General features: G+C 73.2%; 23 protein-coding genes. 8 read left to right on the top strand and 15 right to left on the bottom strand.

What is annotated here, in order from left to right:
- The 4 genes from ABWI07_RS37605 to mtrA all read right to left on the bottom strand — a co-directional run.
- On the bottom strand, positions 1–526 hold a 526-nt coding region (locus ABWI07_RS37605), incomplete at its 3' end, for a ComF family protein (protein ID WP_353821458.1).
- A 164-nt stretch (positions 527–690) separates the two neighbouring features.
- Positions 691–2,487 carry an LpqB family beta-propeller domain-containing protein gene (locus tag ABWI07_RS37600; protein ID WP_353821457.1) on the bottom strand — a complete coding sequence of 599 codons (1,797 nt, stop codon included), beginning with the start codon at positions 2,485–2,487 and terminating at the stop codon, positions 691–693.
- Complete coding sequence (mtrB, locus tag ABWI07_RS37595; protein WP_235036764.1) at positions 2,484–4,121, bottom strand: MtrAB system histidine kinase MtrB; 1,638 nt, start codon at positions 4,119–4,121, stop codon at positions 2,484–2,486. The genes ABWI07_RS37600 and mtrB overlap by 4 nt, the downstream gene beginning before the upstream one ends.
- 88 nt (positions 4,122–4,209) lie before the next feature.
- Positions 4,210–4,887, bottom strand: coding sequence for an MtrAB system response regulator MtrA (mtrA, locus tag ABWI07_RS37590; RefSeq protein ID WP_021598338.1), 678 nt, complete (start codon positions 4,885–4,887; stop codon positions 4,210–4,212).
- Between the two features lie 287 nt (positions 4,888–5,174).
- Between mtrA and ABWI07_RS37585 the strand changes: the two genes are divergently transcribed.
- From ABWI07_RS37585 to ABWI07_RS37565, 5 genes are read left to right on the top strand one after another with little or no spacing between them, the layout of a single operon-like run.
- The gene (locus ABWI07_RS37585; RefSeq protein WP_353821456.1) at positions 5,175–6,332 is read left to right on the top strand and encodes a hypothetical protein; all 1,158 of its coding nucleotides are present in this window, start codon (positions 5,175–5,177) and stop codon (positions 6,330–6,332) included.
- On the top strand, positions 6,329–7,006 hold the full coding sequence (locus ABWI07_RS37580; RefSeq protein WP_149259172.1) for a DUF4129 domain-containing protein: 678 nt from the start codon (positions 6,329–6,331) through the stop codon (positions 7,004–7,006). Before ABWI07_RS37585 ends, ABWI07_RS37580 begins: the two co-directional genes overlap by 4 nt.
- On the top strand, positions 7,000–8,196 hold the full coding sequence (locus ABWI07_RS37575) for a DUF4350 domain-containing protein (protein WP_353821455.1): 1,197 nt from the start codon (positions 7,000–7,002) through the stop codon (positions 8,194–8,196). The genes ABWI07_RS37580 and ABWI07_RS37575 overlap by 7 nt, the downstream gene beginning before the upstream one ends.
- 56 nt (positions 8,197–8,252) lie before the next feature.
- A complete protein-coding gene (locus ABWI07_RS37570; RefSeq protein ID WP_235036811.1) occupies positions 8,253–9,221 on the top strand; it encodes an AAA family ATPase in 969 nt (322 codons plus the stop codon).
- The gene (locus ABWI07_RS37565) at positions 9,221–10,513 is read left to right on the top strand and encodes a DUF58 domain-containing protein (protein WP_149259169.1); all 1,293 of its coding nucleotides are present in this window, start codon (positions 9,221–9,223) and stop codon (positions 10,511–10,513) included. Before ABWI07_RS37570 ends, ABWI07_RS37565 begins: the two co-directional genes overlap by 1 nt.
- A 184-nt stretch (positions 10,514–10,697) precedes the next feature.
- Here ABWI07_RS37565 and ABWI07_RS37560 read toward each other — a convergent pair whose 3' ends face one another.
- Entirely contained in the window at positions 10,698–11,693 is a 996-nt protein-coding gene (locus tag ABWI07_RS37560) for a stage II sporulation protein M (RefSeq protein ID WP_353821454.1), read from the bottom strand.
- Between the two features lie 71 nt (positions 11,694–11,764).
- On the opposite strand from ABWI07_RS37560, the gene ABWI07_RS37555 reads away from it, so the two are divergent.
- Positions 11,765–12,802, top strand: coding sequence for an RDD family protein (locus ABWI07_RS37555; protein ID WP_149259167.1), 1,038 nt, complete (start codon positions 11,765–11,767; stop codon positions 12,800–12,802).
- 38 nt (positions 12,803–12,840) lie between these two features.
- Here ABWI07_RS37555 and ABWI07_RS37550 read toward each other — a convergent pair whose 3' ends face one another.
- The 4 genes from ABWI07_RS37550 to ahcY (ABWI07_RS37535) form a co-directional block, all read right to left on the bottom strand.
- Positions 12,841–13,836 carry an LppU/SCO3897 family protein gene (locus tag ABWI07_RS37550; RefSeq protein ID WP_353821453.1) on the bottom strand — a complete coding sequence of 332 codons (996 nt, stop codon included), beginning with the start codon at positions 13,834–13,836 and terminating at the stop codon, positions 12,841–12,843.
- 58 nt (positions 13,837–13,894) lie between these two features.
- On the bottom strand, positions 13,895–14,479 hold the full coding sequence (locus tag ABWI07_RS37545; protein ID WP_353821452.1) for a hypothetical protein: 585 nt from the start codon (positions 14,477–14,479) through the stop codon (positions 13,895–13,897).
- A 3-nt stretch (positions 14,480–14,482) separates the two neighbouring features.
- On the bottom strand, positions 14,483–15,739 hold the full coding sequence (gene ahcY / locus ABWI07_RS37540; RefSeq protein WP_149259164.1) for an adenosylhomocysteinase: 1,257 nt from the start codon (positions 15,737–15,739) through the stop codon (positions 14,483–14,485).
- Positions 15,740–16,029: 290 nt separating this feature from the next.
- A complete protein-coding gene (ahcY, locus tag ABWI07_RS37535) occupies positions 16,030–17,460 on the bottom strand; it encodes an adenosylhomocysteinase (protein WP_149259163.1) in 1,431 nt (476 codons plus the stop codon).
- Between the two features lie 158 nt (positions 17,461–17,618).
- Here ahcY (ABWI07_RS37535) and ABWI07_RS37530 point away from each other — a divergent pair, with 158 nt between their 5' ends.
- A complete protein-coding gene (locus ABWI07_RS37530; RefSeq protein WP_353821451.1) occupies positions 17,619–17,978 on the top strand; it encodes a MerR family transcriptional regulator in 360 nt (119 codons plus the stop codon).
- A gap of 323 nt (positions 17,979–18,301) precedes the next feature.
- Entirely contained in the window at positions 18,302–18,874 is a 573-nt protein-coding gene (locus ABWI07_RS37525) for a hypothetical protein (protein ID WP_353821450.1), read from the top strand.
- Here ABWI07_RS37525 and ABWI07_RS37520 read toward each other — a convergent pair.
- The 6 genes from ABWI07_RS37520 to ABWI07_RS37495 all read right to left on the bottom strand — a co-directional run bounded on the left by ABWI07_RS37520 (position 18,871) and on the right by ABWI07_RS37495 (position 25,219).
- Complete coding sequence (locus ABWI07_RS37520) at positions 18,871–19,545, bottom strand: response regulator transcription factor (RefSeq protein WP_353821449.1); 675 nt, start codon at positions 19,543–19,545, stop codon at positions 18,871–18,873. The two genes, ABWI07_RS37525 and ABWI07_RS37520, sit on opposite strands and share 4 nt — an antisense overlap.
- Positions 19,546–19,578: 33 nt before the next feature.
- Positions 19,579–21,129 carry a sensor histidine kinase gene (locus tag ABWI07_RS37515; protein ID WP_353821448.1) on the bottom strand — a complete coding sequence of 517 codons (1,551 nt, stop codon included), beginning with the start codon at positions 21,127–21,129 and terminating at the stop codon, positions 19,579–19,581.
- A gap of 410 nt (positions 21,130–21,539) precedes the next feature.
- Positions 21,540–22,502 (bottom strand): cation diffusion facilitator family transporter, encoded by a 963-nt coding sequence (locus ABWI07_RS37510; protein ID WP_353821447.1) that lies wholly within the window; start codon positions 22,500–22,502, stop codon positions 21,540–21,542.
- On the bottom strand, positions 22,503–23,642 hold the full coding sequence (locus tag ABWI07_RS37505) for an SIS domain-containing protein (protein WP_149259157.1): 1,140 nt from the start codon (positions 23,640–23,642) through the stop codon (positions 22,503–22,505). It abuts the gene before it with no gap.
- Positions 23,639–23,821 (bottom strand): Trm112 family protein, encoded by a 183-nt coding sequence (locus ABWI07_RS37500; RefSeq protein WP_149259156.1) that lies wholly within the window; start codon positions 23,819–23,821, stop codon positions 23,639–23,641. Before ABWI07_RS37500 ends, ABWI07_RS37505 begins: the two co-directional genes overlap by 4 nt.
- Positions 23,822–23,863: 42 nt before the next feature.
- Positions 23,864–25,219, bottom strand: a complete 1,356-nt coding sequence (locus tag ABWI07_RS37495; protein WP_353821446.1) for a phosphomannomutase/phosphoglucomutase — start codon at positions 25,217–25,219, stop codon at positions 23,864–23,866.
- Positions 25,220–25,258 lie beyond the last annotated feature (39 nt).

The raw sequence follows: 25,258 nt of genomic DNA, 5'->3' as shown, positions 1-25,258 counted from the left end.
CGACATCGGCCCGCACCTCGACGGCTCCCTTGAGGTTGGCGGCCCGTTCCTTGGCGGACAGCCCCGCCTGGTCGGCGACACGCCCCCGCTGACGCAGGGCGTCCAGCGCGGTCACGGGGACCCCGTCCGCGCGAAGCCGCCGGACCGCGACGTCGACCGCACCCCGTAACGGATCGTGGCCGCGCCGCCGCACGGCTCGTCGCCCCGACGGCACCCACACCACCACCGGCGGCGGATCGGGCCCGGAAGGCAGGGCGGCATGGACGGCGGTCGCCAGGGCTTCCCCCAGGGGGACGGCGAGCGCCGCACGTCCGCGCTCCTTGTAGGCGGCCAGGATCGTCCGGAGCGGCCCCTCGTAGGCGGCCACCGTCCACGGAGGGGGCAGGCCGGCGGGCGCTTGCCCGGCAGGCCGTGCGGCCGCCCGCAGGGGCCGTGCGCAGGCGTCACAGAGCAGCACCGGATGCTGCCCGCACCCTGCGCAGTGCTGGGGAAGCAGCAGGTCGATCAGATCGGCGAGAACGCTCATGCCCCCGACGATGCCGAGCCCGCCCGACCACCGCCCCGCCGTTCACAAACTGTGGATAACTCTCGGCGACCCCGCTGTGACAGAGATCGGCGGCGACGGCCGACCGCACCTCCGGCCCGCCGCGCCCCTCCCTGCCAGAGCCCTCAGCCCGCCAGGAGGTGCCCTCAGCCGGGGTAGGAGGGGTCCTTGGCGGGGGTTGGGCACATCCAGGCGCTGTAGGAGTTGCTCGGGGAGCGCTGGCGGCAGACCTGGTCCTTGCCGGACGAGCGGGTGCCGATGAGGATCGGGGCCCCGGGGGCGGCGGCGATCGTGCGGGGCTCGCCGAGCGAGCCGACGCCCAGCGACGTGATGGCGCTGCCGCTGATCGGCATCAGGAACGGAAGCGTCTGCGAGTCGCGCTTGGCGCGGCCCAGGACGGCGAGGGTGCCGTAGTCGCGCCAGGCGAGGTCGACGGCGTCCTGGAGTTCGGAGCTGACGGGCAGGAACGAGCCGACGTCCAAGGCGCCGTCGGGAGCCCGGACGATGCGCCCCAACTGGACCTGCGGACGGCCGTCGATGCGGGCGATCACGGCCGCGCGGACGCCGTCGCGGGCGACGCGGAAGGCGAGGACCTCGCGGCCGCCCAGGCCCCAGTGGGCGGCCCGGACGGGCGGCTGCCCGCGCCTGCGCACCCACAGCGAGGACTCGTTCTTCTTCGTCTCCACGATCCACAGGGCGCCGTCGTGGCTCCACGTCGGCGGGGTGAAGTGGGCGCCGGGGCGCGCGGTCAGCAGAAGCCGGGGCACGGGCTGGCCGGTGACGGGGCCGGCGACCAGGACCTGGCTCTGGTCGGCGCTCAGGCCGGCGAACTCCTGGTGGTCGGGGGCCACCGCGGGACGGGACAGGCGGCCCGCGGCGCCGGTCACGACGGGCTGGGCGCGGTCGCTCTCCAGCGTCCCGAGGAAGCCGGAGGGGCCGACGACGTAGGCGTTCTGCCGCACGCCCTCGCCCGGGACCTGGCCGTCGGGCGAGTTGCCCTCCCAGGCGTTCACGGGCTGGGTGGCGTCCATGTCGTCGGGCGCGACGGTCTTCCCCTCGATCGACAGCCGCCACGACTTGATCTCCGAGAGCTGCCGCATCGTCCACGCGAGCTGCGCCGACATGCGCTCGACGTCGCCGCCGCGGGCCTGCCCGGTGAGGTCGACGGTCGCGACGTCCTTGTCGATCTGCACGCCGCGCCGGAGCCGGGTGCCCTCCGGGAAGGCGGTGTCGACCGCGCCGTTCAGCCAGGAGGTCGGGCCGGCCAGCAGGGCCTGGACGAGCTGGGTGGGCAGGGTCTGCCGGTTCACGACGGGCAGGAAGACGCCGTTCGGGACGAGGGTGCGCCGGTCGGGCGCGAAGAAGTAGAGGTTGACGGTGCGCATGGCGCGCTCGACGTCGTCCTTGGTGAGCAGCAAACCGGCCTTGTCGTCGCCGGGCAGGCCGGTGATGCGCCAGACGCCCTGCGGCGTCTTGGCGAGCTGGAACGTGGCGTCGAGCGCCTTCGGGGAGGCGGTGTACTGGCCGTCGGCGGTGATCGTGCCGAGTTCCTCGCCGGTGACGCGGACGGTGGCCTGGTCGCCGGACGACTTGATCACGTGCGGGTCGGTGATGCGGCTCGCCAGCACGGTCACGAAGGGCCGCAGCCCGGGGTTCCAGGACGTCTGGCCGGACAGGTACTGCTTGGCGACCCGGTGGCCGTCGTCGAAGCTCGCGGAAGCGGCGAGGAACCCCGAGACGATCTGGTCGGGCCCCCACTCGGGGCGCGGCTTCACCGGGATCAGCCGGACGTACGGGTCGTCGACGCGCTCGGCCCGCTCGGGCGGCCTGCCGGAGACGACCTGCCCGCCGCTCGGGACGTTCGCGCAGCCGGCGCCGCCGAGGACCAGGACGGCGACGACGAGCAGCCGCGTGATCCGCCGGGTTCCCGCGCAGGGGCTCATTCGCCCGCCTCCAGTTCCGCGAACAGCGGGCGGGCGTCACCGGCCCCGGGCGGGACGAGCGGCAGCGGCGAGCCCCGGAGCTCGGCCCCGGCCACGCGCGGCAGCGAGAGGCGGAACTGGGAGCCCGCACCGGGCTCTCCCCACGCCTGGAGCCAGCCGCCGTGCAGCTGCGCGTCCTCCCGGGAGATCGACAGGCCGAGGCCGGTGCCGCCGGTGGTGCGGGCGCGGGCCGGGTCGGCGCGCCAGAAGCGGTCGAAGACCATCTGCCCCTCCCCCGGTTTCAGCCCGACGCCGTGGTCGCGGACGGCGACGGCGACGGCGTCGCGGTCGGCGCCGACGGAGACGACGATGTCCTCGCCCTCGCCGTGCTCGACGGCGTTGACGAGCAGGTTGCGCAGGATGCGCTCGACGCGGCGGCGGTCGACCTCGGCCATGCAGGGCTCGCCGGGCAGCTGCAGGATGACCTTGCTGCCCTTGCGCTCGGCGAGGCCCTGAATGTCGCCGACGACGCGCAGCACGAGGTCGCGCATGTCGAGGGACTCGGCGTCGAGCGTCGCGGCGCCCGCGTCGTGCCGGCTGATCTCCAGCAGGTCGGCCAGGAGGGACTCGAACCGCTCCAGCTGGCTCTGCAGCAGCTCCGCGGAGCGTCCGACGGACGGGTCGGCGAAGCCGTCGCGGCTCTCGTAGAGCATGTCCGCGGCGATCCTGATGGTGGTCAGGGGCGTGCGCAGCTCGTGGGAGACGTCCGAGACGAACTGGCGCTGCACCTGGGACAGGTCCTCCAGCTCGCCGATCTTCTCCTGGAGGTTGGCGGCCATGTCGTTGAAGGAGCGGGCGAGCCTTGCCAGGTCGTCCTCGCCGCGGACCCGCATGCGCTCTTCGAGGCGTCCGGCGGCGAGCCGCTGCGCGCCCTGGGCGGCGAGCCGCACCGGGATGACGACCTGCCGCGTGACGAGGGAGGCGATCGCGGCCAGGAGCAGCACCAGGACGATGCCCACGCCGGCGAGGGAGCGGCTGACGTTGGTGAGGGTCTGCTGCTCCTGCGTCAGCGGGAACAGGTAGTACAGCTCGAACTGGCCGGTCCTGCCGCCGACGATGAGGCCGCGCTCGTCCGGACGGTGGCCGAAGTAGGACAGTTTCCCGTAGGTGTAGGCGCGGGAGCCGGCGGGCGCGTTCCTCAGCTCCTCGCGGAGCCGCTTGGGGACGCTCTCCTCGCGCAGCTCGTTGGTGCTGTACCCGTCGAAGTACTGCTCGGTCGTGTCGCGGATGTAGACCTCGTAGAGCCCGGACGGCCCGCTGCGCGCCTTCAGCCGGTCGATCGTCGAGTTCAGCCTGCTGCCGTCGCCGGTGGTGTTCCCCAGGTCGCGCTGGACCTGCGCCAGGCCGTCGTCCAGCTGGAGGCGGGCGGCCTTGACCTTGCCGTCCATCAGCGCGGACGACACCTGCTGCATGAGGAACGCGCCCAGGATCGCCACCACGATCGCGGAGATGAACAGGGTGGACGTGACGACCCGGACCTGGATCGACCGCCGCCAGCGCAGGTAGGCGGCGCTCGCTCCGCCCTGCAGGACGCGGCGGACGGCGCCCAGCCCGCGCCGGACGAACCGCTTCGCCCTCCGCATGTCGACGTTCATGGGAGGTCCGCGAGGCGGCGCGGCGGGGCGGAGGGGCGCTGGTGGGTCATCGGCGTGTCACGGGGACGGCGGCACGGCGGGAGGGGCCTCAGGCCGGGCCGGCCTTGTAGCCGACACCGCGCACGGTGACGACGATCTCGGGCCGTTCCGGGTCCTTTTCGATCTTGGCGCGGAGCCGCTGGACATGCACGTTCACCAACCGGGTGTCGGCGGCGTGCCGGTAGCCCCAGACCTGCTCCAGCAGCACCTCGCGGGTGAACACCTGGCGGGGCTTGCGGGCGAGGGCGACGAGCAGGTCGAACTCCAGCGGCGTGAGCGGGATGTGCCGGTCGCCGCGCTTGACCGAGTGGCCCGCAACGTCGATGGTGATGTCGCCGATCTGCAGGGTCTCCGGCGCCGGCTCGTCGGTGCGGCGCAGGCGGGCGCGCACGCGCGCCACCAGCTCCTTGGGCTTGAACGGCTTGACGATGTAGTCGTCGGCGCCCGACTCCAGGCCGAGGACGACGTCCACGGTGTCGCTCTTGGCGGTCAGCATGACGATCGGCACGCCGGACTCGGCGCGGATCTGCCGGCACACGTCGATGCCGTCGGCCCCCGGCAGCATCAGGTCGAGCAGCACGAGGTCGGGCCGGGTCTCCCGGAACGCCTCGAGCGCCTTGTCGCCGTCGTGGACGAAGGAGGGCTCGAAGCCCTCGCCTCTCAGCACGATGCCGAGCATCTCGGCGAGTGCGAGATCGTCGTCGACGACCAGTACACGTCCTCTCATGGCCCTCATCGTCACAAAGTCGGGGTTCGGTGGAGTGGGGCGCGATGCTCCGGCGCCACCTCGCCAGGGAGAGATATGCCTCGGCGTGCAAGGTTACCCGCGTTTGCGTCATACGGCGCTCCCTCGAACCGTCCGGCCGACTCGCGATCGGGGGCGACTCCCGAAACCATCGCAAGTTTCACGCCGCGCCCGTGACAGGATGACCTGACCGGCGGTCGCGAACGGGCCCAGAACGGGCACGGGCGGACACGCCGCCAACCCCCCGCCGGAGATCGCAGGGAGACGGGATGCCGGGACCGGACGGCTGGGACGACGCCGCCGACGCCGCCGACGTGACGCGGGGCGTCCCGTTCCGTCCCATGTCCATCTCGGAGATGCTGGACGGCGCCATCGCCGGGATCCGCCGCAGGCCGCGCGCCACGCTGGGCCTCTCGGCGGCGGCCGCCACGCTGATCCAGGCGACGAGCTCGGTCGCGGCCTACTTCTTCATCGGCGAGGAGGCCCGCGACGAGGTCACCCCCGACGTGCTGATGGAGTCGCTGGGCGCTCAGCTGACGCTGTCCCTGCTCGGGATGGTGCTGTCGGCGTTCGGGATCCTGCTGCTTGCGGGGCTGATGGCGCCGATCCTGGGGCGCGAGCTCCTGGGCATGCCGATCGCGCCCAGGCAGTCGTGGCGGGACGCCCGGCCCCGGCTCGGGCGGCTGATCGCCACGACGGCGGCCGTCATGGGCATCTCCCTGGGCGCGCTGGTCCTGCCGGTCGTCCCGTTCTTCGTGCTGATCGCGGTGGGGGCGCATCCGGCGCTGACCGTGCTCGCGGGAGTCTTCGGTTTCCCCATCGGCATCGGGCTGATGGTGTGGCTGTACATCCTGTTCGTCCAGGCGGTGCCCGCCGCCGTCCTGGAGCGGCAGACCGTGGGCGGCGCGCTGCGCCGCGCGAGGACGCTGTCCAAGGGCCGGTGGTTCCGGACGTGCGGGACGCTGGTGCTCGCCCTGCTCGTGACCGTGTTCATGGGCTTCTTCGCGTTGCGGATCCCGTTCCTGTTCGCACAGTTGATCTTCTTCGGCGACGCCTCCGGCAGCGGGGCGACGATGGGCGCGCTCGCGGTGGACACCGCGGGCCGGATCGTGGCCTGGTCCGTGGTGATGCCGTTCGACGCGGGTGTGATCGCGCTGCTCTACATGGACCGGCGGATGCGCCGCGAGGGCTTCGACCTCGACCTGCGCACCCGGGGCCGCTCGGCCGCGGCCGTCGCCGCCGGCGAGCGGGAGGCCGCGGGGACGCCAGCGCCCGCCGGCGCGCAAGGGACCGGCGGGGCTCACGAGGCCGGGGAGCAGGAAGGCGGCGGCGAGCAGGACGGCGCCGGGGAGCAGGACGAGGGGTTCATCGGCCTGTGGCGGACGGGTCCGCCGCAGGCGCGTCCGTGGACGGGGGCGGGCACGTGATTCTCGATCCGATCGGCCGCGACGAGGCCCGCGAGATGGCCCGCCGCGAGCTGGAAAAGCAGATCTACCAGCGCGACAAGCCGTCCGGGCTGGAGCGCCTCTGGGACGACTTCTCCGAGTGGCTGCGCCACCTCTTCCAGAAGGCGCCCGCGCCGGAGTCGCAGGGCAGCGGCGGCGGATGGCTGTCCATCGTCGTCATCATCGTGATCGTGCTGGTCGCGGTGGCGCTGGTGGTGTGGCTGATGTGGGGGCGCCGGAACCCGCGCTCCCGCAAGGGCCCGCTGCTGGAGGACGCGCCGTCCACCGCGCTCGACCACCGCGAGGCGGCGGAGCGGCACGCGGCGGAAGGGCGGTGGGCCGAGGCGATCCGCGAGCGGCTGCGCGCCATCGCCCGCGACCTCGAGGAGCGGGCGGTGCTGGCGGCGCGCCCGGGGCGGACCGCGGACGAGCTGGCCGCCGAGGCGGGCGAGGCGGTGCCGGAGCTGGCGGGCGAGCTGGCCGCGGGCGTGCGGATCTTCGACGACGTCTGGTACGGGGACCGTCCCGGCACCCCGGAGGGATACGCGCGGATGAAGGAGCTGGACGAGCGGCTGCGGGCCGCGCGGCCGAAGCCGCTGGAGTCCGACGACCTCACCCTGGCCGGATCCGGCGACGAAGGGGGGCCGCGATGGTGACGGCCTCCCCGCCGCGCGGCGGGGCGCCGGCGGCCGAGCCGTCCGCCCGGCAGGTCGCGGGGCGGCGCTGGCGGTCGGCGCGGGGCATCGTCGCGGCGGTCCTCGCGCTGGTCGCGGTCGCTGTGGCGCTGGCCGCGCTGCGCCCCGCCGCGTCGGCGGAGGAGCTCGACCCGGAGTCGCCGAAGCGGGACGGCAGCCGGGCGCTCGCCGAGATCCTCAGGCGGCACGGCACGCCGGTGACGGTGGCCCGGAGCACCGGCGACGCCCTCGGGGCGGCCGCGCCGGGCACGGTCCTGGTGGTGACGCGCACCGAGCGGCTCACCGAGGACGACCTGGCCCGGCTGAGCTCGACACCGGCCGACGTCCTGCTCGTCCGGCCGACGTCGTTCGCGCTGGACGCGCTCGCCCCGCAGGTGCGCAGGAAGGGCCCGTCGTTCGACGGGAGCGCCGAGCCGGGCTGCGACCTGCCCGCGGCGACGCTCGCGGGCAAGGTGGCCTTCCACGAGTCGGACACCTACGAGGCCTCGGGTTCCACGGCCTGCTACGGGACCGACTACGGCGGCGCGAGGCTCGTCCAGATCCGCGACGGCGTGCACACCGTCACGGTGCTCGGCGCGACGGCCCCGCTGACGAACCGGAGGCTCACCGAAGAGGGCGACGCCGCGCTGGCCATGAACCTGGTCGGCGCGGGCTCCTCGGCGGTCTGGCTCGCTCCCGGCCTGCCCGAGGCGGGGGCCGGCGCGGGGCAGCCGTCGCTCGGCGACCTGCTGCCGTTCGGGGTGAAGCTGCTCATCCTCGAACTGCTCGTCGCGGTGCTGCTGGTGGCCCTGTGGCGGGCCCGCCGCCTCGGCCCGGTCGTGGCGGAGGCGCTGCCCGTCGTCGTCCGGTCCGCCGAGACGGTCGAGGGCCTCTCCCGCCTGTACCGCGCCGGGCGCGCCCGCGACCGGGCCTCGGACGCCCTGCGCTCCGGCGCGCGCGAACGGCTCGTGCCGCTCCTCGGGCTGCCCCGCAGCAGCGCGCAGGACCCCTCCGCCGCACAGGAGATCGTCACGGCGGTCGCCCGCCGCACGGCGTACGAAGAGACGTACGTCGGAGCGGCCCTGTACGGTCCTGAACCCTTGGACGACGCCGGGCTGATCGCCCTCACGGACGTCCTCGACGACCTGGAAAGGCAGGTACGCGAGTCTTGAACCCCCCTGTAGAGCTCGGGAAGGACGACGTGCCCGGCGGCGCGGGGCCGGGCACGATCTCCGAGGACGCCCGGCGCCAGGCCGAGACGGCCCGCGCGGCGCTCGCGGCCCTGCGCGCCGAGGTCGCCAAGACGGTCGTCGGTCAGGACTCCGTGGTGACCGGGCTGGTGATCGCGCTGCTCTGCCGCGGCCACGTCCTGCTGGAGGGCGTCCCCGGCACGGCCAAGACGCTGCTCATCAAGACGCTGTCGCGGGCCCTCGACCTCGGCTTCAAGCGCGTCCAGTTCACCCCCGACCTGATGCCGGGCGACGTGACCGGCTCGCTGGTGTACGACAACCGGACGGCGGAGTTCGAGTTCCGCGAGGGGCCGGTCTTCACCAACCTCCTCCTCGCCGACGAGATCAACCGGACGCCGCCGAAGACGCAGGCGTCCCTCCTGGAGGCCATGGAGGAGCGCCAGGTCTCGGTGGAGGGCGCCGCGCGCGCTCTGCCCGACCCGTTCGTGGTGTGCGCGACGCAGAACCCGATCGAGTACGAGGGGACCTATCCCCTGCCCGAGGCCCAGCTCGACCGGTTCCTGGTCAAGCTGACGGTGCCCGTCCCCACCCGGGACGAGGAGATCTCCATGCTCCAGCGGCACGCGGCCGGGTTCGACCCGCGCGACCTGTCCGAGGTGAAGGCGGTCGCCGGAGCGGCCGAGCTGGCCGCCGGGCAGGCCGCCGTCCGGACCGTCCACCTCGACCCCAAGGTCGCCGCCTACGTCGTGGACCTGTGCAGGGCCACCCGGCAGTCCCCGTCGCTCCAGCTCGGCGTGTCGCCGCGCGGTGCGACGGCGCTGCTGGCGACCTCCCGCGCGTGGGCGTGGCTGTCGGGCCGCGACTACGTCACCCCGGACGACGTGAAGGCGCTGGCCAGGCCCACGCTGCGGCACCGCGTCCAGCTGCGCCCCGAGGCGGAGCTGGAGGGCGCGACCGCCGACGGCGTGCTGGAGGGCATCCTCGCCCACGTCCCCGCCCCGCGCTGATGGCGCTGACCGGCCGCCTCGGCCTGCTGGCCCTCCTCGGCGCGATCGTCCCGCTGTTCGCGCCGAGCTGGTGGACGCTGTTCGCGGTGTGGGGCGCCCTGCTGCTCGGCGTCCTCGCCGACCTCGCCCTGGCCGGGAACGTGCGTGCCCTGCGCTTTCACCGCGCCGGCGACACCAGCGTGCGCCTCGGCGGGACGGCCCAGGTGGCGCTGGTCGTGGAGAACCTCGGCCGGCGGCGCCTCAAGGCCCGGCTGCGGGACGTGTGGCCGCCCAGCGCGGGCGCCGCGCCCCGCGTGGTGAAGGTGGACGTGCCCGCCGGCGAGCGGCGCCGCGTCGAGATGGCGCTGACGCCCACGCGCCGCGGCGACCGGAAGGCCGTCACCGTCGTCGTCCGCTCCGTGGGGCCGCTCGGGCTGGCCGCGCGGCAGCTCTCCCGCTCCGCGCCCTGGACCGTCCGGGCGCTGCCCGCGTTCCCGTCCCGCCGCCACCTGCCGGCCAAGCTCGCCCGGCTGCGGGAACTGACGGGCGCGCACGTCGCGCTGATCCGCGGGCAGGGCACCGAGTTCGACTCCCTGCGCGAGTACGTGGACGGCGACGACGTCCGCTCCATCGACTGGCGCGCCACGGCGCGGCGCGGCGACGTGGTCGTGCGGACCTGGCGGCCCGAACGCGACCGGCGCATCTACCTCGTCCTCGACACCGGCCGCACGTCCGCGGGCCGCGTCGGCGACATCCCCCGGCTCGACTGCTCGATGGACGCGGCGCTGCTGCTCGGCGCGCTCGCGTCCCGCGCCGGCGACCGGGTCGACCTGCTCGCCTACGACCGCCGCGTCCGCGCCCGCGTCGAGGGCGCGTCCCGGACCGACCTGCTGCCCGCGATGGTGCACGCCCTCGCGCCGCTGGAGCCGGAGCTGCTCGAATGCGACGCCGCCGGGATGGTGTCGACGCTGATGGCGCGCGTCCGGCAGCGGTGCCTCGTCGTGCTGCTCACCGAGCTGAACACCGCCGCGATCGAGGAGGGGCTGCTGCCGCTGCTGCCGCAGCTCACCGCCCGGCACCTCGTCATGATCGCCGCGGTCTCGGACCCGCGGCTCACGGAGATGGCGGAGGCCCGCGGCGACCTGGCGTCCGTCTACGACGCGGCCGCCGCCGAGCGCGCGAGAGCCGAACGCCGCCGCCTCACAGCCGAACTACGAGGCCACGGCGTAGAAGTGGTGGACGCCCCACCCTCAGAAATAGCCCCCGCCCTAGCCGACGCCTACCTGGCCCTGAAAGCCGCAGGGCGCTTGTAGGGACCCCAGCCCCAGCAGCAACCACGCAACAACCCCAATGGTTGCGATCGCGTCCGAAGGCAGATTCGAGCGAAGCAAGAATCTGATCGCGCAGCGAGCCGCAAGGCGAGACGGAGCGATGCCAGCGATCGCCCGCGTTTCTCGACGATGGAGGGCCTTCAAGGCCCGAAGGAGGAGAGGAACGCTAAGCAGAGACCGGGGCTAGGTCGGGGTGGAGGTCGCTGTCGCCGGTTTCGCCTTGGCGGACGGCGCGGCGGCCTAGGACGATCACGTAGCCGAGGAACGCGACCTCGGCGACGACGCCGATCGCGATGCGCAGCCACGTGATGTGGACCCAGCCGGTCACGAAGCCCTCGATGAGGCCGGACACGAACAGCACCCCGACGAGGCCGATGGCGATGCTGACGGCCGCGCGGCCCTCCTCGGCGAGGGCCTGGCCGCGGCGGCGCGGGCCCGGGTCGATGATCGTCCAGCCGAGCTTGAGGCCGCCGGCGCAGGCGAGGTAGACGGCGGTCAGCTCCAGCAGGCCGTGCGGGAGGATCAGCCCGAAGAACACGTCGCCCTTGCCGTAGGCGAACATCAGGCCGCCGCTGATCCCGAGGTTGACCTGGTTCAGCAGCAGGACGAACACGGTCGGGATGCCGAGCAGGATCCCGAAGATCAGCGCGGTCGCCGACACCCAGGCGTTGTTGACCCACACCTGGAACGCGAACGACGAGGCCGAGTGCTCGGTGTAGTAGTTCGCGAAGTCGTGCTCGACGAGTTCGCGGATCTCGTCCGGCGTCCCGATGGTGGCCTGCACCTCGGGGCTGTGCACGACCCAGATCGCCAGGGCGAGCGCCAGCAGGTTGCCGAGGACGGCGTTGCCGATCCACCACCACCGCATCCGGTACGCGGCGGCCGGGAACGACACGGTCGCGAAGCGGGTGACGTCGCGCCAGAGCGGCGCCTGCGCGCCCGCCACCGCGGCCCTGCCGCGCGCCACGAGCGACGACAGCCGTCCCACGAGCTGCGGGTCCGGCGAACTGGACCGCACGACCGACAGGTGGGTCGCCGTGCGCTGGTAGAGCTCGACCAGTTCGTCTGCTTCCGCGCCGGTCAGCCTGCGGCCGCGGTTGATGAGCCGTTCGAGGCGCACCCATTCGGCGTTGTGCTCGGCCACGTAGGCGTCGACGTCCACCCGGCGAGACTAACGCCTCGACCCGCGAAACCGGCACAATGGGCCATCCGCCGTAATTGGAGGAAGAGGATATGGCCGATCTCGTCACCGGCGAGGCCGTCGCGCTCGACCTCCGGGTCGCGCGGCTGGCCAGCCGCGGCTGCGCCCTCCTCCTCGACCTGATGATCCAGGGCGTGCTGCTGAACAGCGTCGTCTACGTCACGTCGATGACCTCGCTGGTGGCCGACGAGGCGTGGACGGTCGGGCTGTCGCTGCTCGGCGTCGTCGCCGTCCTCGTCGGCTACCCGTGCCTGTTCGAGACGCTCACGCGGGGGCGGACGCCGGGCAAGATGGCCCTCGGGCTGCGCGTCGTCGGCGACGACGGCGGGCCGGTCCGGTTCCGGCAGGCGCTGGTGCGGGCGCTCGCCGGGTTCGTCGAGTTCTGGATGTTCTACGGCTCGCCCGCGCTGATCACCTCGTTCTGCAACCGGCGCGGCAAGCGGCTCGGCGACCTCTTCGCCGGGACGATCGTCATCCAGGAGCGGGTGCCCGCGTCGGCGCTGTTCGGTCCGGTCGCCGTGATGCCGCCGCAGCTCGCCTGGTGGGCGCGGACGCTGGAGCTGTCGATGCTGTCGGACGAGCTGGCGATGACGGCCCGGCAGTACCTGTCGCGGTTCTGGGAGCTGCTGCCGGAGGTCCGCGACTCTTTGGGGCAGCGGATCGCCTCGCAGGTCGTCGCGGTGGTGAGCCCGCCACCGCCGCCGGGCGTGCGGCCCGAGATCCTGCTGTCGGCCGTCCTCGCCGAGCGCCGGCACCGCGAGGAGCGGCGGCTCGCCGAGCGCCGCGCCCGCCGGATGCGCCGCCTCGGCCTCCCCGCGTGGGGCGCCGCGCCCGTTCCCGTCCCGGCGATGGCGATGGCGGGGCCCCCGCCCTCCGGCCCGCCGCGGCAGGGTCCTCCCGCTCCCCCGCCGTTCAGCGGCCCCGGGCCCGGGCAGCCGCGGTTCCTTCCGCCGCCCCAGTACGGCGCGGGGCCGTACCAGGACGTCCTGAACGCTCCCCGGCCGCCCGCGCCGTACCCGGCGGGCCCAGTCGGCCCTCCGCAGCCGCAGGGCCCCTATCCGGGCTACTGACGGGCGGGGCGGGCGCACCGGAGATCGAGGGCGGCGCCCTACCCGGGAAGCGAGCGCAGCCGCTCGCTCAGGGTCGGCCGCAGTTTCTTCAGGCACAGCACCGGCCGGAACGCGCCTTCGCTCGTCATGTAGTTCGTGGCCTCGGCCGGGCACTCCTTCGCCGTGGCCACCCTGCCGACGACCTTCGCGACGGCGTCGCTGGACCCGCACTGGGCCTTGCCCAGGTCGCCGACGTTGAACGAGGGGTCCTCGATGCAGTCGCCAGGGGACAGCACGCCGCCGCCCGCACCCAGGCACAGCACCGGGTTCGCCACATCGCCGCCCCCGCCGAAGGACCGCATCTTCATGGTCTCCAGCGTCTTGGACGGGCACGACTTCTCCGTGGCGACGCGTGCGACCACCTTGCCGTACCAGTCCGGCTTGGAGCACGGCTGCTCCTTGCCGAAGCCGACGGAGCCGCTGCTCACGCAGTCGCCCGCCGCGAGGAAGCCTCCGCCCGCGCCCGGGTCGCCCGGGTGGGAGCCCTTGACGTTGCGCACGCACGCCTCGTAGTAGGTCTTGTCGTCCTTCTTGCCGCGGACGTTCGTGAAGCCGTCCGTCCCGGCGGGGCAGTCGGGCTCGGCACGCGCGCCGAACTGGAAGGCGGACGCCTCGCGCTTGCCGACGACCTTCAGCACCTTGGCCTTCGCCTTGGCGTCGTCGCAGCTCACCCGGAGGCTCGGCGGGATCCGGTCGCCGTCGTCCATCGCGAAGGCGGTGTCGACGCACTGCTCGGCCTTCACCGGGCCGGTCGGCGCGCCCGTCCCGTTGAGCGCCAGGAACGCGACGCCGGCCAGCACGACCGCGCCCGCGGCCGCCACGGCCGCCCACACGATCGGCGAGGGCCGCTTCGCCGGCGGCGGCCCCGGCGGACCGGCGGGCGGGAACGGGCCGGGCATCGGCGGGCCGCCCGCCGGCGGCTGCCCCCAGCCCTGCCCCTGGCCCTGGCCTGGCCCTTGCCCCTGACCTGGCCCCTCCGGAACCTGCCCGTACACGGCACGACCCCCATACCTGATCTTGTTGGAAGAGGTAGGAGAAGATACCGCAGGCAGGTCAGGGCAGGTTCGCCGTGTTCGGCGGCGACTCCAGGGCGGTGAGCTCGATCCCGGGCGCGGCCAGCACGACGTCCCCGGCCAGGTGCACCGTCTCGACCTCGCCCGTGGAGAGGTCGGTGACCTCGTACTCCGCGACGGGCAACGGCTCGGTCTCCGTCTCGTAGACGGACGTCCCGGCCAGCCGCCAGCGCCACAGGGTCGTCAGGGCCGACAGCGACGTCCCGCTCAACCGGACGAGGCGGACATCGGTCTGCGCGCCCTCGTCCAGCCCCATGGACCGGGCGACGGCCACGAGGAAGCCCGGCGAGTCGGCGAGGAAGCCCGACGCCTGCTCGGCGTGCTCGGTGCCCGTCTCACCGGCGGCGCGCACCCAGGCCAGTTCGCGCCCGGTCACGCCGCCGCGCACCCACCAGCCGGGCGTGACGACCTCGACGCGGATCTGCCGCCAGCGCGCGTCGACGACCAGGTCCACGCGGACGCCGTCGGAGCGCGTGGAGGTGTACCGCCACCCGCCGGGCCCGGGCGCGCACTGGAAACGCTCCTCGACCCCCTCGTCGAGGTGCAGGTACGTCCCGGCGGGCACGGGTCAGGACCCGATGCGCCAGGACCGGAGGTACTCCTCCTGGTCCGGGGTCAGCAGGTCGATGGAGACCGACATCGACGCCAGCTTGAGCCGCGCGACCTCCGTGTCGATCTCCTTCGGCACGTCGTGGACGGCCGCGGGCAGCGATTCGCAGGCCGTGGCCAGCCACGCGCACGTGAGGGCCTGGTCGGCGAACGACATGTCCATCACGGCCGCCGGATGCCCCTCCGCGGCGGCCAGATTGACGAGACGGCCCTCCGCGAGCAGCACCAGGCGCCGCCCGTCGGCGAGCACGTACTCGTCCGTCTGCGGCCGGATCCCGTGGTGCACCTCCACGGCCATGTCGCTCAGGGCACGCACGTCGATCTCGACGTCGAAGTGCCCGGAGTTCGCGAGGATGGCCCCGTCCTTCATCACGGCGAGGTGGTCGGCGTTCACGACGTCGCGGTTCCCCGTGACGGTGATGAAGACGTCGCCCTCCTCGGCGGCCTCGGCCATGGGCAGGACGGCGAATCCCTGAAGTGTCGCGTCCAGCGCCTTCACCGGGTCGATCTCGGTGACGACGACCCGCGCCCCGAGGCCGCGCGCCCGCTCGGCCAGCCCGCGCCCGCAGTAGCCGAAGCCCGCGATGACCACGGTCTTGCCGGCCAGCAGCGTGTTGGTCGCGCGCACGATCCCGTCGAGCGTCGACTGGCCCGTCCCGTACCGGTTGTCGAACATGTGCTTGGTGTCGGTGTCGTTCACCGCGACCACGGGGAACTTCAGCGCGCCCTCGCGGGCCATCTGGTGCAGCCGGATGACGCCCGTCGTCGTCTGCTCGCACCCCGCCTTCACCGTGCCGAGCAGATCCGTCCGGTCGGTGTGCAGGGTGTTGACCAGGTCGCAGCCGTCGTCCAGGACGAAGTCGGGCCCGGTCTCCAGCGCCTGGTGGATGTGCGCGTAGTACCCCTCGCGGTCGATGCCCGCGCGAGCGAACACCTCGGCCCCGTACTCCTCCACGAGCGCCGCGGCGGTGTCGTCCTGCGTGGAAAGCGGGTTGGACGACGCCAACGCCACACTCGCGCCGCCCGCCTGAAGGGTGCGGATGAGCCCGGCCGTCTCGGTCGTGATGTGCATGCACGCCGCGACCTTGAACCCCTCCAGCGGCCGCTCGGCGGCGAACCGCTCCCGGATCTGCCGCAGCACCGGCATGCTCCGATCCGCCCACTCGATCCGCTTGACGCCTTCATACGCCAACGACCGATCCGCGATATCGCTCATCAACACACCCTTACGAAGCGGCTGCCGGACGGGGTGACCCCCGTCCGGCAGTCCCAATACGCGCACTCTCCCCCGGCCGAGGCCAGCGATCGCCGTATCGCGACGACCTCAGCCACCACAGCAACCCCGCGACGACCCCGACATCCGCGATCGCGTCCGAAGGCAGATTCGAGCGAAGCAAGAATCTGATCGCGCAGCGAGCCGCTAGGCGAGTCGGAGCGATGCCAGCGATCGCCCCGCGTTTCTCGACGATGGAGGGCCGCTAGGCCCGAAGGAGGAGAGAAATGCAATTAGTACCTGTAGTGGTCGGGCTTGTAGGGGCCTTCGACGTGGACGCCGATGTAGGCGGCCTGCTCCTTGGTGAGCTCGGTGAGCTTGACGCCGAGGGCGTCGAGGTGGAGGCGGGCGACCTTCTCGTCCAGGTGCTTGGGCAGGACGTACACGCCGACCGGGTACTCGTCGGTCTTGGTGAACAGCTCGATCTGCGCGATGACCTGGTTCGTGAAGGAGTTGGACATCACGAAGGACGGGTGGCCGGTGGCGCAGCCGAGGTTCATCAGGCGGCCCTCGGCGAGGACGAGGATGGAGTGGCCGTCGGGGAAGCGCCACTCGTGCACCTGCGGCTTGATCTCGATCTTCTCGATGCCCGGGACCTTGGCGAGCCCGGCCATGTCGATCTCGTTGTCGAAGTGCCCGATGTTGGACACGATCGCCTGGTGCTTCATCCGGCCCATGTGCTCGGCCGTGATGATGTTGAAGTTGCCGGTGGTGGTGACGAAGATGTCGGCGCGGTCGACGACGTCCTCCAGGGTGGTGACCTGGAAGCCGTCCATCGCGGCCTGCAGCGCGCAGATCGGGTCGATCTCGGTGACGATGACCCGGGCGCCCTGGCCGCGCAGCGCGTCGGCGCAGCCCTTGCCCACGTCGCCGTAGCCGCAGACGACGGCGACCTTGCCGCCGATCAGCACGTCGGTGGCGCGGTTGAGGCCGTCGATGACGGAGTGGCGGCAGCCGTACTTGTTGTCGAACTTCGACTTGGTGACCGAGTCGTTGACGTTGATCGCCGGGAACGCGAGGGTGCCGGCCTTCGCCATCTCGTAGAGGCGGTGGACGCCGGTCGTGGTCTCCTCGGTGACGCCCTTGATGCCGGCGGCGGCCTCGGTCCAGCGGCCGGGCTTGTCGGCGATGGTGCGGCGGAGGGTGTCGAGGATGATGCCCCACTCCTCGGGGTCGTCCTCGGTGGCGGTCGGCACGGCGCCCGCCTTCTCGTACTCGGCGCCCTTGTGGACGAGGAGGGTCGCGTCGCCGCCGTCGTCCAGGATCATGTTGGGGCCGGTGCCGTCGGGCCACTGCAGGGCCTGGTCGGTGCACCACCAGTACTCTTCGAGCGTCTCGCCCTTCCACGCGAACACCGGGACGCCCTTCGGGTCGTCGACGGTGCCCTCCTTGCCGACGACGACCGCGGCGGCCGCGTGGTCCTGGGTGGAGAAGATGTTGCACGAGACCCAGCGGACGTCGGCGCCGAGCTCGACCAGCGTCTCGATCAGCACGGCCGTCTGGATCGTCATGTGCAGCGAGCCCATGATCTTGGCGCCGCGCAGCGGCTGGGCGGCGGCGTACTCCTCGCGCACCGCCATCAGGCCCGGCATCTCGTGCTCGGCGAGCCGGATCTCCCGGCGCCCGAAGTCGGCCAGCGACAGGTCGGCGACCTTGTAGTCCATGCTTTCGTTGCTCCCTTGGTCATGTGCGCGCCGTCGGGTACGCGGGGTCTTGACGGGCGAGTGCACGGCCGCGTCAACGGTGGCGAGTCTACGGCCGCCCGGCGCGCCAAGGCACGGCCGGGGAGGACTTCCTGACACGAATTTGTCAGAATCACCCCATGCGTATCACGGAGGCCGCCCGGCGGCTCGGCACCTCGCCCCGGATGCTCCGCTACCGGGAGGCCCTCGGCCTGCTGCCCGTCACCCGCGAGGCCGCCCTCGCCAGGCGCGGCGGCGGCCACCGCCGCTTCGGCGAGGCCGAGCTGCGCGCGGTGGCGCTGGCCCTGGCCCTGGCCCTGGAGAAGCGCTACGACATAGGCCCCGCCGAACTGGCCTTCGGCCTGAGAGTCCTGGCGGAACCCCAGGTCCAGGCCCACGTGCGCGAACTGGGCGAACGCATCGGCCGCCTCTCCGCCCCACCGACCCGAGCCCTGGACTTCGAAAAGGAAAAGGCCATGCGCCTACTCCGCCGCCGCTAGGGGCGTGTTTATTGCATTTCTCTGTGCCTATTGCAGTGCCCTCCTCCTTCGGGCCTTGGCGGCCCTCCATCGTCGGGCACTGCGGCGATCGCTGGCATCGCTCCGGCTCGCCTTGCGGCTCGCTGCGCGATCAGGTTCTCGCAGGCTCGAACCTGCCTTCGGACGCGATCGCAGCCCCTGAGGTTGTTGCGGGGTTGCGGTGGTGGCTGAGGCCGTTGGGATGGGGAGAAGGTGAGTCCCTGCCATGAACACCGCAGAGCTATGCCATGAACACGGCTAGCATCGCTCCGTCCCCCCGGCGAAGGCGGCGAAAGGCGGCAGTAGTGCGTTCCATCTTGTACGGGGTGGTCGGCATCGTCATGGGTGTCGGCCTCTTTGTGGGCGGCATCGTGTCAGGCGGCGACGAGGTGAAATGCGGGAGCCGGACGATGTCGCCCGGCGACACGTGCACGACGATCCGCAAGGGCAACGCGACCAGGCGCTCCTATGAGGAGCAGAAGTCGCAGAACGGCCGCGAGAACATCCTGATGATGGTCGTCGGGCCGCTCGTGGCGATCGGCGGTGTCGTGTTCCTCGTCGGCGGGACGTCCGGGCGGCGGCGCCGCGTCCACCACGCCGCCCACCCGCCCGCGCCGCAGGCCCAACATGTCGTCCCGCCTGCACAGCCCGGTTACCCGCCCGCGCCTTACGGCGGTCAGCCCGGCCATCCCGCCCCGCAGGGATATCCGCCGGCCGCTCCGCACGGGTACCCGCCGGCCGCTCCGGGCGGGTACCCGCCCGGAGCGCAGCCCTCGTATCCGCCTGCTCAGCCCTCTTATCCGCCTGCTCAGGGTGCATATCCGCCGCCGGGGCAGCCGTATCCGCCGCACGGCGGGTACCCGCCTTACCGGGGTTAGCCCGCCGCGTTCTCGCCGGGGACGACCACGCCGGATTCGTAGGCGAGCATGACCGCTTGGGCGCGGTCGCGGAGGCCCAGTTTGGTGAAGACCCGCGCCACGTGCGTCTTGACGGTGTGCTCGCTCACGAACAGGCGCTGCGCGATCTCGCCGTTGGACAGGCCGCCCGCGATCAGGACGAGGACCTCGGTCTCGCGGGCGGTCAGCGTCGACAGCTCCGACGGGGCCTGCGGGCGGCTGCGGCGCTGCTTGGTGAACTCGCGGATGAGGCGTCCGGTGACCTGCGGGGCCAGCAGGGAGTCGCCGCGCGCCACCACCCGGACCGCCGAGACCAGCTCGTCGGCGGTCGCGTCCTTCAGCAGGAAGCCGCTCGCGCCGACGGCGAGCGCCTCGTAGACGTACTCGTCCACGTCGAACGTGGTGAGGACCAGCACCCGGACGTTCTCCGCGCCGGGCAGCGCGAGGATGCGGCGGGTGGCTTCGATGCCGTCCATGCCGGGCATCCGGATGTCCATCACGACGACGTCCGGACGGCGGCGCTCGGCGATCGCCACGGCCTCCCGCCCGTCGCCGGCCTCGCCGACCACGGTGATGTCGTCCTGGGCGGCGAGCAGGGCGGCGAACCCGGCCCGCACGATCGTCTGGTCGTCGACGATCAGCACGTTGATCACAGCGGCCGCCCCGGAGGCGCGGGGACGGCGGGGTCAGGGGCGGCCGGGCGGCGCCTGCGAACCGTGTCCACGGATGGAATTCCCCTCACTCGTCACCGGAAGCTCGGCCTCCACCAGGAACCCGCCCTGGGTGGCCGGGCCGGCGGAGAACCGCCCGCCCAGCATGGTCGCACGTTCCCGCATCCCCACGAGGCCATGTCCGCCGGCTGATCCGGGCGCCTCCAGCCGGGTGCGGCCGGCGTCCGCGGCGGTCGGGCCCGCGGGGTCCGCTCCTGCTGTACGGGGGCCGGGATCCGGCCGGTTCAGGACCTGGGTGGCCGCGGAGGCGCCGTCGTCCCGGACGCGGACCGCGAGCCGGTCCGGCAGGAACGTCAGGTCGACGCGGACGCCGGCGCCGGGCGCGTGCCGCCGCGCGTTGGTCAGCGCCTCCTGGACGATCCGGTACGCCGACAGCTCCACCGTCGTGGACAGGGCGCGCGGGTCGCCGTGCACGGCGAGGTCGACGTGGCCGCCGGCGCCGCGGTGCTGCTCGATCAGGTCGGGCAGCCGGTCCAGGCGCGGCTGCGGGGAGTTCGCGGCCTCCGGCTCGGGCGCGGCGTCGGCGCGCAGCACGCTGAGCAGCCGCCGCATCTCCACCAGCGCCTCCCGGGCCGTCTTGGCGATCTCGGTGTAGCCGGCGCGGGCCTCGGGCGACAGGTTCTCCATCGTGTACGGGGCGGTCTCCGCCTGCACCGCGATCATGGAGACGGAGTGCGCGACGACGTCGTGCAGCTCCCGGGCGATGCGGGCGCGCTCGCGCATGACGGCCTGCTCCCGCTGGACGGCGGTGAGCCGGGTGAGGGTCTCGTTGGTGCGCTCGGCGGCCTCCGCCTCCGTCCGGCCGGCGGACTCCACGACGCGCCGCGCGTCGCCGAGGCCGATGGCGGCGAGCACCGCGACGATCGCCGCGGGCCACGGGACGTCGTCGAGGGTCCCGGTCGCGAGGTAGACGACCCCGAGGGCGGCGACGCTGCCGACCGCGAGGACGCCGGTGGACTGGCGGGGCAGCCGCCGTCCCAGCGCGTACAGCGTGTAGAGGGCCGCGAAGCTGGTCGTGACCAGCAGGACCTGCCCGGTGAGCAGGCTCGCCGCGACCGCGCTGAGCACGACGGCCGCGACGGCGCGCAGGTTCTCCCGGCGCCACACGAGCGGGAGCGTCGCGGCGACCGCGAACCCGCCCGCCAGGCTGAGCGGGGAGTCGGCGCGCGGCGCGAGCTCCGCCAGCGCCGCGATCGTCAGGGCCAGCCCGGTCAGCGGCGCGAAGTACCAGGACCCGACGACCTCCCGCCACGTGTTGATCCAGCGGGGCAGCGGCGCCGTCTGCCCGGGCGGGGCGCCGGGACCGCGTCCCGCCCCGCCGTTCAGCCGGGCGCCGAGCCTGACCGCGAGCGGGCGCAGGAGCGTGCCGATGCCCGTGAGGATCCACAGCAGCAGCTGCCCGACCCCCGCTACGATCCGGCCGGACAGCCGCCACGCGTGGTGCGCGACGGCTGGGCCGAACCCCGCGGGGTCGGGTCCGGTCCGGGCCTTGTCGTCGGTCGTCACCCCTCAATACTGACCGCTGAGGCGGGCGGTGGCCTCACCACGCGGGTGTATGCGGGACGCGGGGATCCGTCTGGAGTACCACCCGCTTTCCCTCCTTGAGGGGGACGTGCGGAGGAGTGCCGCGAACGTAGTGTCTTAACCGTGACCGCGACGGTGGCCGTCGCCGACGTAGGGGGTTCGGCGGGGTCGCCGCGGTCACACCAGAACCGCCCGGTTTCAGGGGTCCGGGCGGGGAGGCATGGGAAAGCACCTCGCCGGACGGCCGCGGCTCGCCTCCTCGGAGGCACTCGCCGGTCTCGCCTGGGCTGGGGTTCGGCCGGCGCCTGCGGCGGCCGCCCGGTGAGGGGTCCCATGTCCCGGCGCGGCCCGTCGAGCGGGCCGCGCGGAACGTCCTCGCGCGTCGTCCTGGGTCAGGACGTCGCGGGCGTCTCCGGCTTCCGCGTCTCCTCGACGCGCGTGCGGGACGCCTCGTCCAGCGCCGGCTCCAGGTAGATGAGCTTCGCCTCCGGGATCTGCGCCCGGACCCTCGCCTCCGCCGCGTCGATGCCGCGGGCCACGTCCGCGGCCGTGTCGTCGTGGTTGACGGCGATCTTCGCGGCGATGAGCAGCTCGTCCGGCCCCATGTACTCGGTCCTGATGTGGATGAGGTGGTCGACCTCGTCCACCGACTCCAGCGCCTCGATGATCCGCCGCTCGGTCTGCGGGTCGACGCCCTCACCGATCAGCAGGCTCTTGGTCTCGATCGCCAGGATCGTCGCGACCGCGCCGAGCAGCAGCCCGATCGCCACGGTGCCGACGCCGTCCCAGACGCCGTCGCCGGTGGCCACGGCCATGGAGACGCCGAACAGGGCGAGGAGCAGGCCGACGAGGGCGGCGAGGTCCTCCAGCAGCACCACCGGCAGCTCGGGGGCCTTGGCGCGGCGGATGAACGACCACCAGGACTGCTCGCCGCGGACCTGGTTCGACTCCTTGATCGCCGTGCGGAACGAGAACGTCTCCAGGCCGATCGCGACGATCAGCACCGCGAACGCCCAGACCGGGGACTTGACCTCCTCCGGGTGGGAGATCTTGTGGTAGCCCTCGTAGAGCGAGAACGCCGCGCCCACGGTGAACAGGACGACCGCGACCACGAACGCGTAGAAGTAGCGTTCGCGCCCGTACCCGAAGGGGTGCTGGGGGGTCCGGTCGCGTTCGGACCGCTTGCGGCCGAGGAGCAGCAGCCCCTGGTTGCCGGAGTCGGCCACCGAGTGGATCGACTCGGCCAGCATCGACGACGAACCGGTGAACGCGAACGCGACGGCCTTCGACGCCGCGATCCCGAGGTTGGCGGCCAGCGCGGCGACGATGGCCTTCGTTCCACCCTCAGCACTCATCTACGCAATCCTCGCTCTGAGCTCTTGTACGGCAGGCTCGGACGCGGGGTCCACGCCGAGCGCGATAGCCAAGTAAACCGTGACATAGTCGGCCAGCGCGATCAGCGACGCGATCCTCTCCAGGGGATGGTCGCCCTCGGCCCGGATCTCGGTGACCGCCACGCCCCGGTCGCGGGCCAGCGCGGCGGACGCCTCGCACCGCGCGCGCACCCGAGGGTGCTCCTCCGGGTCGCGCATGACGACGAGGTGCAGGCCGTGCTCGGGTTCGTCGACCCGGTCGCGGAAGAAGTCGTCGGGGTCGGCCGGGGAGCCGCCGCGGGCGAAGAAGCCGTCGAACACCGCCACCTGGTTGCGGCCGGTCTCCGGGACCTCGCCGAACACCGCCGGGTACTTGGCGTTCTCGTTGAGCTGGCAGCACATCCGGTACGCCGCCGCGGAGGAGAGCGCCGACGAGCCCCACACCAGCGGCACGTCGCCGGCCAGGTCGAGGGCGAGGCGCTTGGCCGGGTTGACGAACGGCTCGCTGGACGGACGGCACCGGTGCGCGACGTCCTCCAGCAGCGCGGCCGTGGACTCCAGCACGGTGTCGGGGACGTCGGCCAGCCGGAGCGCCCGGGCGGCGAGGAGCAGGGGGACCGTCATGCTCCACAGGGCCGAGCGCGCCGGCCCCTGGGAGCGGACGGGGACGACGACGCCGCGGCTCCTTCCGGCCAGCTCGGCGAGCGGCGAGTCGGCCTCGCCGACGACCAGGAGCCGGGAGCCGCGGCGGGCGGCCTCCGCGGCGACCTCCAGCGTCTCTTCGGCGGCTCCGGAGGGGGAGACCGCGACGACCATGTCGGCCGCGCCCACCCAGCCGGGCAGCCGGTAGCCGCGCACCGTGGAGATCGGGACGGCGCAGCCCGTGCCGCACACGGCCGCGAGCACGTCGCCCGGGACGGCGGACGCGCCGGTGCCGGCGACCACGATCGCGCGGGGGCGGCCGTCCTCGGCCAGCCCGGCGACGCCGGCCTCCGCCGCGGCGCGCTGCGCCTCACGCACCTGCGCCGCCGACGCGGCGACCTGCCGCAGCACGCCGCCGGGATCCGCCGCCTCGGCCGCCTCCGCGTCCTCCAGCCGGGAGGGGTCGAGGGAGGCGCTCACGAGGCGGGGGTCCTGGCCTCGTCGACGAGGAGGACGGGGATGTCGTCGCGCACGGGGTAGGCGTAGCCGCACGAGCCGGTGCACACCAGCTCGTCGGCCGCCTCGTCGGCGCGCAGGTCGCCGCCGCAGTTCGGGCAGGCGAGGATCTCCAGGAGCCAGGAGTCCAGCTTCATCGTCATGGCAGCGTCACATCTCCCTTGCAGTCGCTTTTCCCGGCCCGGTCACTTCTCCCTGACCAGGGCCAGTACCTCGTCGCGGATCGCCGCCATGGTGCCCTCGTCGCCGGCCTCGGCGTTCAGGCGCAGCAGCGGCTCGGTGTTGGACGGACGCAGGTTGAACCACCATCCGGCGGCGTCGTCGCGGACGGTCAGCCCGTCCAGCTCGTCGATCTCGACGCCGGAGCGGCCGGCGAAGGACTCCCTGACCTTCGCGGCGGCCGCGTCCTGGTCGGCGACCTCGCTGTTGATCTCGCCGGACGCCGCGTAGCGGGTGTACTCGCCGAGCAGCTCCGACAGGGGGCCGTCCTGCTCCCCGAGGGCGGCCAGGACGTGCAGCGCCGCCAGCATGCCGGAGTCGGCGAACCAGAAGTCGCGGAAGTAGAAGTGCGCCGAGTGCTCGCCGCCGAACACCGCGCCGGTCTCGGCCATCGTCTGCTTGATGAACGAGTGCCCGACCCGCGTCCGCACGGGCGTCCCGCCGTGCTCGGCGATGATCTCCGGGACGGCCTTGGAGGTGATCAGGTTGTGCACGATCGAGGAGCCCGGGTGCTTGGCCAGTTCCCGGGTCGCGACCAGCGCCGTGATCGCGGACGGGGAGACGATCTCGCCGCGCTCGTCCACCACGAAGCAGCGGTCGGCGTCGCCGTCGAAGGCGAGGCCGATGTCGGCGCCGGTCTCGCGGACCTCGGCCTGCAGGTCGCGCAGGTTCTCCGGCTCGATCGGGTTGGCCTCGTGGTTGGGGAAGGTGCCGTCCAGCTCGAAGTACAGCGGGACCAGGTCGATCGGCAGGCCCTCGAACACCGAGGGGACGGTGTGGCCGCCCATGCCGTTTCCGGCGTCCACGACGACCTTGAGGGGGCGGATGGACGACAGGTCGACCAGCGTCTTGAGGTGGTCGGCGTAGCCCTTGAGGATGTCGCGCCGCGTCACCGTGCCCGGCTCGCCGTCGTAGCCGGGCACGCCGTTCTCGATCATCTCGCGGATCTCGGTGAGCCCGGTGTCGCGGCCGACGGGGCGGGCGCCCGCGCGGCACAGCTTCAGCCCGTTGTACTTGGCCGGGTTGTGGCTGGCGGTGAACATGGCGCCGGGCAGGTCGAGGTCGCCGCTGGCGTAGTAGAGCATGTCGGTGGAGCCGAGCCCCGCCTCGATCACGTCCGCGCCCTGGGAGGTGGCGCCGCGCGCGAAGGCCTCCGCCAGCGGGACCGACGACTCCCGCATGTCGTGGGCGGTGACGACCGCGCTCGCCCCGGTGACGCGGACGAACGCCGCGCCGGCCGCCTCGGCGGTGGCGGGGTCGAGCTCGTCCGGCACCACGCCGCGGATGTCGTACGCCTTGAAGATCTTGGCGAGGTCGCCCACTCCTGCTCCCTGTCCGAAGAACCGTGCGCGGAAAACGGC

Source organism: Actinomadura sp. NPDC000600 (assembly GCF_040492135.1).
Lineage (GTDB): Bacteria > Actinomycetota > Actinomycetes > Streptosporangiales > Streptosporangiaceae > Spirillospora.
This window is presented reverse-complemented; position numbering and strand designations above follow the sequence as displayed.